Below are 12,156 nucleotides of genomic sequence, written 5' to 3'. Positions count from 1 at the left end.
ATAGACAGGCTTATTCATCATGAAAATTCAAATAAATTGCCGGTCTGATCAGAATTTTCTGATGAGTAAGTGACAGGCTGCTGGATGCCGACGCTGGATCGGCCATGCCGTTGTGAGCTTGTCAGACCCTGGACAGATTCACCGGCAATCATTGCCCTTTCTTCCTCAGACTGCAGACCCAAGGAGCCGTTCATGCCGATTGTTGTGTTCAACCAAAAAGGCGGCGTTGGCAAATCCACCATCACCTGCAACCTGGCGGCCATCAGCGCCAGCCAGGGCCTGAGTACCCTGGTAATTGACCTGGACCCGCAGGGCAACTCCACCAGTTACCTGCTGGGGGCTCCGGCGGGTGAGGGTCAGCCCACAGTGGCGGATTTTTTTGAACACACGCTGAGCTACAGTTTCAAGAGCAAGGCACCCACTGATTTTGTGGTCGAGACGCCATTTGAGAACCTGGACCTGATGCCCTCCAGCCCGGCTTTGAGCGAGTTGCAGGTCAAGCTCGAATCGCGCCAGAAGATCTACAAGCTGCGCGAAGCCCTGCAAAAGCTGGCCGACAGCTACGACCGCATCTACATCGACACCGCGCCCGCACTCAACTTCTACACCCGCGCCGCGCTGATCGGCGCCAGCGGCTGCTTGATCCCGTTTGATTGCGACAGCTTCTCGCGCCAGGCGCTTTACACCTTGCTGGAGAACGTGGCCGAGATCCGCGCCGATCACAACCCGGATTTGCAGGTGGAAGGCATTGTGGTCAACCAGTTCCAGCCGCGCGCCAACCTGCCGCAGCGCATGGTGGCCGAGCTCATTGAAGAAGGCCTGCCGGTGCTGCAGCCTTACCTGCCGTCATCGGTGCGTATCCGCGAGTCACACGAGCAGTCCAAACCCATGATTTACCTGGACCCCAGCCACAAAATCACACTCGCGCTGATCGAACTGCATGACGGCTTGCGGGCGTGACGGTTGATTTTTTCTATTGGCCAAAGACACACCCTGCTTGAGCGCTCTGAAAGCGCATGATGGGTGCCTCATGGCTTGAAGCGAGTGCGCTTGAGCCGACGTTCGGTCAACGGAAAATCAAGAGGTGCTCTCATGCAGGCGTTGGAACTGAGCAAGGCCTTTACCCTGATGGAGTCTGGGCCGGTGGTCCTGGTGGCCACCCATGACGGGCAGAGCAACAACATCATGACGATCTCCTGGACCATGGTGATGGATTTCACACCGGTCTTTGCCATCACCACGGGGGCGTGGAACCACTCTTTTGTGGCACTGAAAAGAAGCCGGGAGTGCGTGATTGCTTTTCCCACGGTAGACATGCTCGACACCGTGGTTGGCATCGGCACCTGTTCCGGGGCAGACACCGACAAATTTGCCAAGTTCAAACTCACGCCTGAGTCGGGCAAGCTGGTCAAGGCACCCTTGATCAAGGAGTGCCTCGCCAACATCGAGTGCCAGGTCATCGACATCGTCAAGAAACACAACATTATTGTGTTGGAGGGGGTGGCCGCCTATTTCGACACTGAACGCCAGGAAAAACGCATGGTTCACGCGGTTGGTGACGGCAGCTTCATTGTGGACGGACGCAGGATCGACCGCCGCAAGATGATGGCCTCCAAGCTGCCGGACGGTGTTTAGCGTTTTGGGCTCGGGCGCCTGGAAATCCAAGAGTCATCAATATAGATAGCTGCTACCCCTTGTATTCATTGGGCTGGGAGCCGATTTGACCGTGATTAACCAAAGCTGGCCCGGTAGCTCACTGGGTCCAGAACACAGTGTTGGTCCAGCGCGCCGGGCAGGTCAAACAGCCGGGGGGCTTGCCTGAACTCAAACAGTCGGTAGAGGTGAAACTGGTCTTTGGCATCCTGTGACAGTGCCAACTCCCTGCGTGACACAAAGAACGGTGTGTCCCGCCCAAAAGTGGTTGTTTTCACTTCAATCAGACGCTCTTTGCCATCCGACTCAAACGACAACACGTCGTAGCCCAGGCCGTCACCTTTGGATTGGGAGACGTGTGCCACCTTGTCGGCCAGCCGTGCTTGGCCCAGCGCGTTGAGTCGCCAATGTTCAAACAAGACGACAAATTCTTCACCCGCCAGCCCGAGCGAGCGGTTTTGCGCTTCGCGCTCAAGGTAGTCCCGTTTGACCGCCTTGAATAGCAAAGGGTTGCGCGGCTCGTGCAAGACATGTGGGTCATGCCTGGAGGGTGCTGTGGTTTTGACTTTTCTAAAGTCGGTTTGCACAGGGGTGATGGCCGGCTGTTGCACCGCCGCGAGTGCGGCATCATCCAAAGATCTGGTGCCACGGACTTGTTCCTCGGCCACGATGCCCAGCAGTGTTTGGTAATTGGATCGGGGTTGATAACCCCGGATGTAGGGAAACCCGAGCTCAATCATCACTGCGCTGATATTGCAGTGTTTGAACTCGATGGCGGCATCAGACCGACTATTGAGCTTGGCCTGCAACAGCTTGCGGTGTTGGGTCTTGTTGTAACTCTGGCCCGCCAGCTCCAAGGTGAGCATGGTCAAGTAGTCCGCAACGATGGCTTCAACTTCTTCGCGTGACCAATCCATGCATGCCCCAAACAACAACGGGTGATGGGCGTTGAGGATAGCTCAAACCGAGGGCTTGAGGCACTCACCCATCCGGGGCAGCTCAATCAAGTCTTGCGCTTGTGCAGCTTGAGAACACCTGATCTGGTTGACGCAAGGTGTCTGAATTGATAGCTGTCGGCCCTTTACATACAAGGGCTAGAGCCATATTTGGCGATGAAGAAGTGGTGTGGCGCACGGCCCAGTCTGGCTGGACCACATCAGCGCCGAAGCGTGTTTAAACCTTGCGTGCCCAGGGGCCGAGGGTCAGGCGTTCGGCTGCGCCGAGCCGTTGCTCAAAGCGGGCGGAGTTCAGCAAAGAGTTCTTGATCAAACCCAAACGCACGGCAGCGGCGTAGTTGGCGCGGGCCAGGTCAAAAGGCAGACTCAGCAGTTGGCTGGTGGTTTTGGCAAAAGTGTCAAAAGGGGACATGGTGCGTCCTCCGGAAAAATGGGTCGGCAACATGGCTATGTTGTCGGCTGTTGTCAGGGTCAAGCCCTGTGGCAGGAAGCAACCACAGGGCCTTGGCTCGGTTATTGGGCCAGCGGCGCCATCGCAGACACCACGGCCATTTCGTGGCGGTTGGCGGCAGCGTACAGGTCGTCCGCATAACGCGGATCGGTGCGGTACAGGCTGTCGGCGTAGGCGCGCAGCTTGTCGGCTTCTTGTTGCGCGGTGGTCATTTGGCTGGCCGGACGAATCCTCAGGACGGATGTGAACACGGCAGCCAGCAACCGGCGGGCAGCGGTGCCGAGCTCGCGCAGGGCATCACTCACGGAGTTGGCGTCTTGGGCCAAGCGGGACGGGTACAGAACGGTGTCAGTCATGATGATTTCCTCCTAAAAAAGCTTTGTTGCGGTGCAGTATAGGGTTTACCCTAATACCCATGGGGCTGGCTTGGGTACGTACTGGTTACGTACCGTTCAGAACCCATTCCCCCAGAGCCATTCGCTGTTTGGGTTGTGCTGTTGTGGTCGAGTGGCCAGTCGCCGCTGTGCGGGGTGTCACAGGCGATTCATCTGGAGGTGTTACGGTTGCCCCCTGTTGTTTGTTGCGAGAGCGAGGGGCATGAAACTGATCAAGACCGACAAAGGCAGGGAGGCGCTGCGCAGCCGCGACCCCCATCTGGCGCCGCGCGAGCGCCAGATCGTGATCCTGGCCAATGGCAGCCATTCACGCGTGTCGCTGCAGCAGTTGCTGGCGCGTGACATCGGGCCGCAGTTGCATCGCCTGCTGGCATCCGGTTATCTGGAGGAGTGTGCACACGGTGTGACAGCCCCTCACGACACACCTCTGGCTTCTGTCGCAGCTGCTGCGGGTGTTGGCCGCTTGCCAGCCTTGCCCAAGACAGAAGATCAGGCTCAGGCGCCACGTACCCGCCGTTCCTTGGCAGGCACCAAGATGTACATCGTTGACCGGTTGCAGCTGTTGCGCGATTTGGAGGCGTCGTCGATGGCTGCCTGTCTGCACAGCAGCCAGGGGGAGGTCGAGTTCATCCAGAACGTGGCGCAGGCAGTGCGCCTGATTGTGGAGAAATGTGGCCCGTCCTATGGCCTGCGGGTGGTCAACACGCTGCTTGACACCGTACCCGAGGGGCATGTGGCGGTGTTCCATCACCTGGCTTGTGACATCGAGACCTGCGCGGTGCCCAGTTCTGACCACGGTGGCAGGTGATCAGGATGGGACTGTCACAAAAACTCAATATGTCTGTCATAGCATCCAGGGACACCCCACCTCCCGCTTCCCCCATGTCAGACAACAACGAGTACCTGCGCGACTGTCGCCCGCGATTTCGCCAGCCCGCAGCAGGTGACCTGTGCACCCAGGCGCCGTCCATGACCACGGACGAGACCAACGAAAAAGTGCTCGATGTCTTCAGTCGGCACCGTGACCTGACCAGTCTGCCCGTGCTTGAGGGCAGCCGCCCCATTGGGCTCATCAACCGTGACATCTTCTTGTCGCAGATGAGCAAACCTTACCGCATGGAGATTTACGGCCGCAAAAGCTGTATTGCCTTCATGGACAAGGAGCCCTTGGTGGTGGATGCTGCCATGGACATCGAGACCCTCACGCTGAAAGCGATTTCGTACGGCGAGAAGGCCTTGTCCGACGGCTTCATCATCACCCGGGCTGGGAATTACGCTGGTGTGGGTGGTGGTTTGCAGTTGATGCGGGTGGTGGCCGAGCTGCAAGAGGCGCGCAACCGCCAGATCATGCACAGCATTGAATACGCCAGTGTGATCCAGCAAGCCACGCTGCGCAGCTCGCGTGAGGTCTTGGCCCGCGCTTGCCCGGATGCCGACCTGGTCTGGGAGCCCCGCGATGTGGTGGGTGGGGACTTCTACCTGTTCAGCAACAACCCCCAGGGCTGGTTCGCCACCGTGGCCGACTGCACTGGCCATGGGGTGCCCGGCGCCTTCATGACCTTGATCGCGTCGACCAGCATGAACCAGGCGATTGAGCGACATGGTGCCCGCGACCCGGCCTTGTTGCTGGGCTGTGTCAACCGCAGCATCCAACAGATGCTGGGGCAGATCGACCGGCAGGGTGACACCCCGGGGTCGGATGACGGCATGGACGCTGCCTGTTTCTGGTTTGAGCCAGAGCATGGCCGCCTGCTGTTTGCCGGAGCCCGCCTGGCCCTGTTTGTGTTGCGCCCCGGTGCCGATGAGGTTGAGCTGGTCGAGGGCCAGCGCAAAGGTGTGGGCTACGTCGACACCGAATTTGATTTCACCTGGCACAACCAGGAGCTGGTGTTGCCACCGGGCAGCCTGGTGTTCATCACCACCGATGGGCTCATCGACCAGGTGGGCAGCCCACGCGCGATTGCTTTTGGCAAACGGCGTGTGCGCGAGTTGCTGCTGGCTCAGCGTGGGTCCAACTCAGCGCAGGTGAACGGTGCGGTGCTGGATGCCTTGCGCCTCTGGCAGGGTGAACATCACCGCCGCGATGACCTGACTTTATTTTGTTTCAGAACCTAGAACACTCCCATGTTGACACCTTTGATCGCCGAAAAATACGGCAGCTTTTTCAACCTGGCGCGCCAGCACCAGGTGATCTTCTACTACGTGGGCTATTTTTCCCAGAACATCGTGGCCGCCATGGCCGAGGCGGTCAAGTTACAGCTGGAGGTCAGTGGGGTGGCCGGCCCCACACGCCGCAAGCTGTTTTCGTCCTTTGTGGAAATGGCGCAAAACATCATCCACTACTCGGCCGTCTCCCTGACCCCGCAAAAACAGGACGACGGCGAATTGCGCCACGGGTCGGTCTGTATCCGGCGGGAGTGTGATGGCAGTTTTTTGCTGTTGTGCGCCAACCCGGTGGAGCAGGCGGTGGCGGACGATTTGCGCGGCAAACTGGAGGCCTTGCGCGAGATGACGCTCGACGAGATCAAGCAGGCTTACCGCCAGACCTTGCGTGAGGAAACACCCCTGGGCAGCAAAGGTGCTGGCATCGGCCTGCTCACCGTCGCCCGCGATGCACGTGAGCCACTGGAGTTTGATTTTGACGTGACGGACAGCGCCGGACAAACCCCGGTCTTTTATTTGAAGGCGGCGATCTGAGCCGCCCAACCCAGTCAAGGAATCGAGACCCAGGATGGACAACCTCTACATTGCACCCACGCCCACCACGCCGGAAGTGGACTTTCAATTCGATACCCATGTGCTGAGCTTGCGTGGTGAGTCCTACCCCGAAAATGCCGCCGCTTTTTATGGCGGGATCATCGCCCAGCTCAAGGACTACCTGGCCCGGCACCAAGGCGGCAAAATTGAAGTCAACATCGCCCTGGCCTACTTCAACAGCTCCAGCACCAAAATGTTGTTCAACCTGATCGAGGCGCTGCATGCGGCGGTCGAAGCTGGCTGTCAGGTCAATCTGCATTGGTACCACGACGAAGACGATGACACCATCCTGGAGTTCGGGCAGGAGCTCAGCGAAGACTTTCCTGCCATCGCGTTCTCCAGCCATGCGGTGAGGCCAAGCTGAATGGACACCTGTACCGTACCGCCCGATCTGTTTGAGGCCGAGCACCGTGCGCTGCTGGCCGCCCAAGCCACCTACGACAGCTGTTCTGCGGCGGCGCCGGACCGCTGTCACCAGGCACTGGGGCGTCTGCTCACGGCCTATGAGCGGCTGCTGCGCGAAACCCGCCGCCTGGTGCGTCGCAGCGACCGCGCCGAGCTCGAGATGACGCAGCTCAACCACCAGCTGCAGGAGTTGACCCGCCAGCTCGAGTACCGCGCCACCCACGACTCGCTCACCGGCATCTTCAACCGGGCCGCCATCATCGACCTGGTCAACCGGCATTTTGTGAACCAGGATCTGGCGCTCATTGTGTTGGACATCGACCACTTCAAACGTGTCAACGACAGCTTTGGCCATCCGGTGGGAGATCGGGTCATTGTGGGGGTGGTCGACTGCCTGCAGCGTGTGGTGCCCGCCACCGCGTCCATTGGCCGGGTGGGGGGGGAAGAGTTCACCGTCCTGCTGCCAGGGCTCAGTGCTGAGGCGGCTGAACAAGTGGCGCAAGCCGTTCGCCAGGCGATTGAGGTGCATGCCTTTGATTTGCCCGATGGCAGTGGCATCACCGCCAGTTTTGGCGTGAGCTGGTTTCCTGCGGGCGGCCGATTTGATGACGCCTATAACCTGGCTGACGAGGCGCTCTACCAGGCCAAACGCAATGGGCGCAACCAGGTGGCACGTGCCCTTGGGCCGACGGTCATCCTTGCCGCAACGTGACAAGGCCGCGCGACTAACTCCAGGCGTCCATCAAGGCGCCGCCCTGTTCGATCAGAAACTCCTTGAAGGAGCGCGCTGCCGGGGACAGTTTTTTGTGACGCAGATGCGTCACATACCAGTGGTTGATCTGCGGCAGGCCTTGCACATCGAGCAGGGCAATGTGGCCGCTGGCCAGTTCGTGGCGAATCGTGCGCATCGACAAAAAACTCAGGCCCATGCCCGCCATCACCGCCTGTTTGATGGTTTCGTTGCTGGGCAGGCCCATGAAGATGTTGAGTGGTGTGTTGTGTTCTTCAAACAGCCGCTCCATCGCCGCGCGGGTGCCTGAGCCGTCTTCACGCACCACAAAGCTGTACTCGGCCAGGTCCTTGAAGCTCAGGTTCTTGCGGCGCGACAGCGGGTGTTCCGGTGGCGCCACCACCCCCAGCGGGTTGGTGGCAAAGGGGATTGCCTCGCAGTCGATGTGGCTCGGTGCGCGGCCCATCACCACCAGGTCGGCCTCGCTGCGCGACAACATGCCCAGGATGTTTTCGCGGTTGTCGATGTTGAGCTGCACGTCAATGCCCGGATGCAGACGGTTGAAGCGCACCAGCAGCATCGGGATGAAGTATTTGGAGGTGCTCACCACCGCCAGGTCAAGTCGACCTTTTTTCAGGCCCACGTGCTCGGCCATCAGCGCTTCCAGATCCTTGAACTGGCTCATGGCGTTGGTGGCGTAGGTCAGAAACGCCTCACCGGCCGCCGTAAGCTGGATGTTGCGGCCTTGCGGCTCCACCAAAGGCAGGCCAAACGCGTCTTCGAGCTGGCGGATCTGCATGGACACCGCGGGCTGGGTCACAAACAGGCGTTCGGCCGCTTTGGACACCGAGCGTTGGCGCGCCACCTCCATGAACGTCTGGATTTGTTTGAAGGTGTAGGGGCGCATCACGGACTCCGTTTGTCTCATCAGTCGTTGCTGATGATTTTTCAATAAAACGTGATTAGAGTTTATGAGTCAAGGCGATTAAAGTAAATGCTCACGGCACGGTATTCGGCTGTAAACCCTTGGAAAAAGGACATTCCCATGGTCACTGGCTCACTCAAGGCACTGATTTTTGATGTGGACGGCACACTGGCTGACACCGAGAGTGTGCACATGGCTGCGTTCAACCATGCGTTTGCCGAGATGGGCATGGACTGGGTCTGGACCGAAGACATGTACATTGAGCTGCTGGAGATCTCGGGTGGCAAAGAGCGCATCCTGCACTACTGGCGCCAGGTCAACCCCGACATCAAGGAGATGGATGCCCACGCGCTGCAAGACCGCATCAACCACATCCACGAGATCAAGACCGCCGCCTACGAACATGCCATCAACACGGGGGTGGTGAAGTTGCGCCCCGGCGTGCTGGAGCTGATGGACCAGGCACTGGCCGCTGGTCTGCGGCTCGCCATTGCCACCACCACCTCGCCTGTCAACATCGCGGCTTTGTTGCGCCAGGCCGTCGGCAACAATTGGCGCCAACATTTCAGCGCGATTGGAGACGCCTCCACCGCACCCCTCAAAAAGCCGCACCCGCAGGTGTATCTGCAGATGCTCGACGCCCTGCAGCTGCCCGCCAACCAGTGCATCGCGTTTGAGGACTCCGCCAACGGTCTGCGTGCCGCCACGGCTGCCGGTCTGGCCACCGTGATCACCCCCAACCCGTTCACCGCACACCACAATTTTGAGGGGGCGCTGCGGGTGGTGCCGGACTTGAGCCAGGTCACGCTGGCGCAGTTGGTCGGCTGGCAGAATGACCAGTCGGCCTGATACCAGCCCGCATCCTCTTTTTTAACTTCCCGAAAGTCTGTTCATGAGCTCCAGCCCCATCCTGCGTTTGGCACCGTCCATCCTGTCCGCCGATTTTTCCCGCCTGGGGGAAGAGGTTCGTGCCATCGAGGCCGCAGGCTGCGACCTGGTGCACTTTGACGTGATGGACAACCACTATGTGCCCAACCTGACGATTGGCCCGCTGGTGTGTGAAGCGATCCGCCCGCATGTCAGCATCCCGATCGACGTGCACCTGATGGTTGAGCCGGTCGACGCGATCATCCCGCTGTTTGCCAAGGCCGGTGCCAACATCATCACTTTCCACCCCGAAGCGTCCAAACACGTGGACCGCAGTCTGTCGATGATCCGCGAGCTGGGCTGCAAAGCCGGTCTGGTGCTTAACCCGGCGACACCGCTGAGTGTGCTCGACCACGTCATGGACAAGCTCGACATGGTGCTGCTCATGAGTGTCAACCCCGGATTTGGCGGCCAGAAATTCATCCCCAGCACGCTGGACAAACTGCGCCTGGTGCGCGCCCGCATCGATGCCTATGTGGCAGCCGGTGGCCAGCCGATCTGGCTCGAGGTGGATGGCGGCGTCAAAACCGACAACATCCGTGACATTGCACAAGCCGGGGCCGACACCTTTGTCGCGGGCAGCGCTGTATTTGGCGCCCCCGATGCAGACGGTGGTTACAAAACGGTCATGCAGGCCTTGCGCACTGCAGCCCTTGCTGCATAAGCCTCTGGCACTACAAAATTTAAACAATCGGGAGTTTCGCCATGCCTATGACCCTTCGTTCCAACCGTTCGACCTTGACCCAATTCCTGATCGAGGAGCGCCGTCGTTTTCCCAGTGCCAGCGGGGACTTCAATTCGCTGATTCTGGATGTGTCCCTGGCCTGCAAAGGCATCGCCAAGGCAGTCGCTTTTGGCGAACTGGCCGGTGTCATGGGCAACCATGCGGCCGACGAGGGTGGTTCTGTCAATGTGCAGGGTGAAACCCAGAAAAAGCTCGATGTCTTGTCCAACGAGGTCTTCATGCAGCGCACCGAATGGTCGGGCAGCCTGGCGGGTATGGCATCAGAGGAGATGGATGCGCCCTACCAGATCCCCAAGCAGTACCCGCGTGGCAACTACCTGATTGTGTTTGACCCGCTGGACGGCTCCAGCAACATCGACGTGAACGTGTCGGTGGGCAGCATTTTCAGCATCTTGCGCGCGCCACAAGAGGTCATCGACTCGGGCCGCGACGTGCTGGAGGCCGATTTCCTCCAGCCCGGTTGCAAACAGGTGGCTGCGGGGTACGCGCTATATGGGCCCACCACCATGCTGGTGCTGACTGTGGGCGACGGTGTCAACGGCTTCACGCTGGACCCCAACATTGGTGAGTTCATGCTGACTCACCCCAAACTGCGTATCCCTGAGGACACCCAGGAATTTGCCATCAACGCCTCCAACGCGCGCTTCTGGGAAGTGCCGGTCAAGCGTTATGTGGACGAGTGTCTGGCGGGCAAAACGGGTGTGCGTGGCAAAGACTTCAACATGCGCTGGATCGCTTCGATGGTGGCCGAGGCGCACCGCATCCTGATGCGTGGTGGTGTGTTCATGTACCCGCGTGACACCAAGGACCTGAGCAAACCCGGGCGCCTGCGCCTGTTGTACGAGGCCAACCCGATGGGCATGATCATGGAGCAGGCCGGTGGCCGCGCCTCCACCGGCGAGATGCCAATGCTGCAGGTGAAGCCCACCAGCCTGCACCAGCGCATCGGCTTTGTGTTTGGCTCCAAAAACGAGGTCGAGCGCATCGAGCGTTACCACCACGAACCCACAGCCAAGGCCGAGCTGACCAACCCCCTGTTTGCCGAACGCAGCCTGTTCCGTGACTGATGGGGGTCGGCTTACTGCAAATTAGATAGCTGCTAGCCCAGGATTTATGAGGGCTAGAGGGCTAAATCACCGAGTTTATTTTCCTCAGGAGACGTTTGCCATGTCCATTTGCCACCCCATCATTGCCATCACCGGCTCCAGCGGTGCGGGCACCACCTCGGTGACCCGCACCTTCGAGAACATCTTTCGCCGCGAAAAGGTCAAGGCCGCCGTGATCGAAGGCGACAGCTTTCACCGCTACGACCGCAAGGAGATGAAACAAAAAGCCGCCGAGGCCGAGGCCGCCGGCAACAAACACTTCAGCCACTTCGGCCCCGAAAACAACCTGTTCGCCGAACTTGAGTCGCTGTTTGCCAACTACGCCGCCAGCGGCACAGGCAAGCGCCGCAAGTACCTGCACGACCCCGAAGAAGCCGCACCCTACCACCAAGAGCCAGGCACCTTCACCCCCTGGGAAGACGTGCCCTCCGACACCGATCTGCTGTTCTACGAGGGCTTGCATGGCGCCGTGGTCACCGACACGGTGGACATCGCCAAACACCCCGACCTGCTGGTGGGTGTGGTGCCCGTCATCAACCTGGAATGGATCCAGAAGCTCTACCGCGACAAGAAAATGCGCGGCTACAGCACCGAGGCCGTCACCGACACCATCCTGCGCCGTATGCCCGACTATGTGCACTACATCTGCCCGCAGTTTGAGCACACCCATGTCAACTTCCAGCGGGTGCCGATGGTCGACACCAGCAACCCCTTCATCGCGCGCGACATCCCCAGCCCTGACGAGAGCATGGTTGTGATCCGTTTTGCCAACCCCAAGGGCATCGACTTTCCCTACCTGCGCAGCATGATCGACGGCAGTTTCATGAGCCGCGCCAACACCATCGTGGTGCCCGGCGGCAAGATGGAGCTGGCCATGCAGATGATCTTCACGCCCTTTGTCTGGCGCATGCTCGAGCGCAAGAAGAAAGCCGCGTAAACCCCGAAAGCTGGTTGCACCTGCCGCGCCGGTCTGCGGTCCAGCGTCCGCTGGTGCTGCGCCGCGTTGTTGCGACGGGCCGCGACCACCCGCTTTGCCAGACTTTTGAACATTTGAGTGGCCGCTTGCAAAAATGTCAAAATCTACCCCTCAGTTTTTTGGAAACACC

Annotated in this window: 16 protein-coding genes; 11 read left to right on the top strand and 5 right to left on the bottom strand. The window is 59.7% G+C overall.

The window, feature by feature from the left end; genetic code table 11:
• Nucleotides 1-17 precede the first annotated feature (17 nt).
• Complete coding sequence (locus tag RF819_RS21370) at nt 18-194, bottom strand: hypothetical protein (protein WP_158081317.1); 177 nt, start codon at nt 192-194, stop codon at nt 18-20.
• Here RF819_RS21370 and RF819_RS19680 point away from each other — a divergent pair.
• Both RF819_RS19680 and RF819_RS19675 read left to right on the top strand, forming a co-directional pair.
• Nucleotides 193-960 (top strand): ParA family protein, encoded by a 768-nt coding sequence (locus RF819_RS19680; RefSeq protein ID WP_078366520.1) that lies wholly within the window; start codon nt 193-195, stop codon nt 958-960. The two genes, RF819_RS21370 and RF819_RS19680, sit on opposite strands and share 2 nt — an antisense overlap.
• Before the next feature lie 132 nt (nt 961-1,092).
• Entirely contained in the window at nt 1,093-1,635 is a 543-nt protein-coding gene (locus RF819_RS19675; protein ID WP_078366519.1) for a flavin reductase family protein, read from the top strand.
• A 95-nt stretch (nt 1,636-1,730) separates the two neighbouring features.
• Here RF819_RS19675 and RF819_RS19670 read toward each other — a convergent pair whose 3' ends face one another.
• The 3 genes from RF819_RS19670 to RF819_RS19660 all read right to left on the bottom strand — a co-directional run bounded on the left by RF819_RS19670 (nt 1,731) and on the right by RF819_RS19660 (nt 3,416).
• Complete coding sequence (locus RF819_RS19670) at nt 1,731-2,570, bottom strand: protein NO VEIN domain-containing protein (protein WP_200223980.1); 840 nt, start codon at nt 2,568-2,570, stop codon at nt 1,731-1,733.
• A 256-nt stretch (nt 2,571-2,826) separates the two neighbouring features.
• Nucleotides 2,827-3,021 (bottom strand): hypothetical protein, encoded by a 195-nt coding sequence (locus tag RF819_RS19665; RefSeq protein ID WP_078366518.1) that lies wholly within the window; start codon nt 3,019-3,021, stop codon nt 2,827-2,829.
• A 101-nt stretch (nt 3,022-3,122) separates the two neighbouring features.
• Complete coding sequence (locus RF819_RS19660) at nt 3,123-3,416, bottom strand: hypothetical protein (RefSeq protein ID WP_078366517.1); 294 nt, start codon at nt 3,414-3,416, stop codon at nt 3,123-3,125.
• Nucleotides 3,417-3,657: 241 nt separating this feature from the next.
• Between RF819_RS19660 and RF819_RS19655 the strand changes: the two genes are divergently transcribed.
• The 5 genes from RF819_RS19655 to RF819_RS19635 all read left to right on the top strand — a co-directional run bounded on the left by RF819_RS19655 (nt 3,658) and on the right by RF819_RS19635 (nt 7,329).
• Entirely contained in the window at nt 3,658-4,263 is a 606-nt protein-coding gene (locus RF819_RS19655) for a hypothetical protein (protein ID WP_078366516.1), read from the top strand.
• A gap of 74 nt (nt 4,264-4,337) precedes the next feature.
• Nucleotides 4,338-5,570 carry a SpoIIE family protein phosphatase gene (locus RF819_RS19650; RefSeq protein ID WP_078366515.1) on the top strand — a complete coding sequence of 411 codons (1,233 nt, stop codon included), beginning with the start codon at nt 4,338-4,340 and terminating at the stop codon, nt 5,568-5,570.
• 9 nt (nt 5,571-5,579) lie between these two features.
• A complete protein-coding gene (locus RF819_RS19645; RefSeq protein WP_078366514.1) occupies nt 5,580-6,152 on the top strand; it encodes a SiaB family protein kinase in 573 nt (190 codons plus the stop codon).
• 34 nt (nt 6,153-6,186) lie between these two features.
• On the top strand, nt 6,187-6,576 hold the full coding sequence (locus tag RF819_RS19640) for a DUF1987 domain-containing protein (RefSeq protein WP_078366513.1): 390 nt from the start codon (nt 6,187-6,189) through the stop codon (nt 6,574-6,576).
• Complete coding sequence (locus RF819_RS19635; protein WP_078366512.1) at nt 6,577-7,329, top strand: GGDEF domain-containing protein; 753 nt, start codon at nt 6,577-6,579, stop codon at nt 7,327-7,329. It abuts the gene before it with no gap.
• A gap of 13 nt (nt 7,330-7,342) precedes the next feature.
• Here the strand turns inward: RF819_RS19635 and RF819_RS19630 are convergent, their stop codons facing one another.
• Complete coding sequence (locus RF819_RS19630; protein ID WP_242472692.1) at nt 7,343-8,275, bottom strand: LysR family transcriptional regulator; 933 nt, start codon at nt 8,273-8,275, stop codon at nt 7,343-7,345.
• A gap of 117 nt (nt 8,276-8,392) precedes the next feature.
• Between RF819_RS19630 and RF819_RS19625 the strand changes: the two genes are divergently transcribed.
• From RF819_RS19625 to RF819_RS19610, 4 genes are all read left to right on the top strand, one after another.
• A complete protein-coding gene (locus RF819_RS19625; protein ID WP_078366510.1) occupies nt 8,393-9,121 on the top strand; it encodes an HAD-IA family hydrolase in 729 nt (242 codons plus the stop codon).
• 43 nt (nt 9,122-9,164) lie between these two features.
• Nucleotides 9,165-9,863 (top strand): ribulose-phosphate 3-epimerase, encoded by a 699-nt coding sequence (rpe, locus tag RF819_RS19620; protein WP_078366509.1) that lies wholly within the window; start codon nt 9,165-9,167, stop codon nt 9,861-9,863.
• Between the two features lie 47 nt (nt 9,864-9,910).
• The gene (locus RF819_RS19615; RefSeq protein ID WP_370528165.1) at nt 9,911-11,011 is read left to right on the top strand and encodes a class 1 fructose-bisphosphatase; all 1,101 of its coding nucleotides are present in this window, start codon (nt 9,911-9,913) and stop codon (nt 11,009-11,011) included.
• 100 nt (nt 11,012-11,111) lie between these two features.
• Nucleotides 11,112-11,987, top strand: coding sequence for a phosphoribulokinase (locus tag RF819_RS19610; RefSeq protein WP_078366507.1), 876 nt, complete (start codon nt 11,112-11,114; stop codon nt 11,985-11,987).
• Nucleotides 11,988-12,156: the final 169 nt, after the last annotated feature.

Origin of the sequence: Rhodoferax fermentans, from assembly GCF_002017865.1 — a bacterium.
Classification (GTDB): Bacteria; Pseudomonadota; Gammaproteobacteria; order Burkholderiales; family Burkholderiaceae_C; genus Rhodoferax; species Rhodoferax fermentans.
Note: the sequence above shows the minus strand (reverse complement) of the source record. Positions and strands in the feature narration are given on the sequence as shown.

Bases quoted from the DNA above. Each gene is read 5' to 3' on its own strand.
- RF819_RS19645 (WP_078366514.1), top strand. From the start codon at position 5,580: ATGTTGACACCTTTGATCGCCGAAAAATACGGCAGCTTTTTCAACCTG.
- rpe (WP_078366509.1), top strand. From the start codon at position 9,165: ATGAGCTCCAGCCCCATCCTGCGTTTGGCACCGTCCATCCTGTCCGCC.
- RF819_RS19615 (WP_370528165.1), top strand. From the start codon at position 9,911: ATGACCCTTCGTTCCAACCGTTCGACCTTGACCCAATTCCTGATCGAG.
- RF819_RS19650 (WP_078366515.1), top strand. From the start codon at position 4,338: ATGTCAGACAACAACGAGTACCTGCGCGACTGTCGCCCGCGATTTCGC.
- RF819_RS19665 (WP_078366518.1), bottom strand. From the start codon at position 3,021: ATGTCCCCTTTTGACACTTTTGCCAAAACCACCAGCCAACTGCTGAGT.
- RF819_RS19610 (WP_078366507.1), top strand. From the start codon at position 11,112: ATGTCCATTTGCCACCCCATCATTGCCATCACCGGCTCCAGCGGTGCG.
- RF819_RS19660 (WP_078366517.1), bottom strand. From the start codon at position 3,416: ATGACTGACACCGTTCTGTACCCGTCCCGCTTGGCCCAAGACGCCAAC.
- RF819_RS19680 (WP_078366520.1), top strand. From the start codon at position 193: ATGCCGATTGTTGTGTTCAACCAAAAAGGCGGCGTTGGCAAATCCACC.
- RF819_RS19630 (WP_242472692.1), bottom strand. From the start codon at position 8,275: ATGAGACAAACGGAGTCCGTGATGCGCCCCTACACCTTCAAACAAATC.
- RF819_RS19625 (WP_078366510.1), top strand. From the start codon at position 8,393: ATGGTCACTGGCTCACTCAAGGCACTGATTTTTGATGTGGACGGCACA.
- RF819_RS19635 (WP_078366512.1), top strand. From the start codon at position 6,577: ATGGACACCTGTACCGTACCGCCCGATCTGTTTGAGGCCGAGCACCGT.
- RF819_RS19655 (WP_078366516.1), top strand. From the start codon at position 3,658: ATGAAACTGATCAAGACCGACAAAGGCAGGGAGGCGCTGCGCAGCCGC.
- RF819_RS19640 (WP_078366513.1), top strand. From the start codon at position 6,187: ATGGACAACCTCTACATTGCACCCACGCCCACCACGCCGGAAGTGGAC.
- RF819_RS19670 (WP_200223980.1), bottom strand. From the start codon at position 2,570: ATGGATTGGTCACGCGAAGAAGTTGAAGCCATCGTTGCGGACTACTTG.
- RF819_RS21370 (WP_158081317.1), bottom strand. From the start codon at position 194: ATGAACGGCTCCTTGGGTCTGCAGTCTGAGGAAGAAAGGGCAATGATT.
- RF819_RS19675 (WP_078366519.1), top strand. From the start codon at position 1,093: ATGCAGGCGTTGGAACTGAGCAAGGCCTTTACCCTGATGGAGTCTGGG.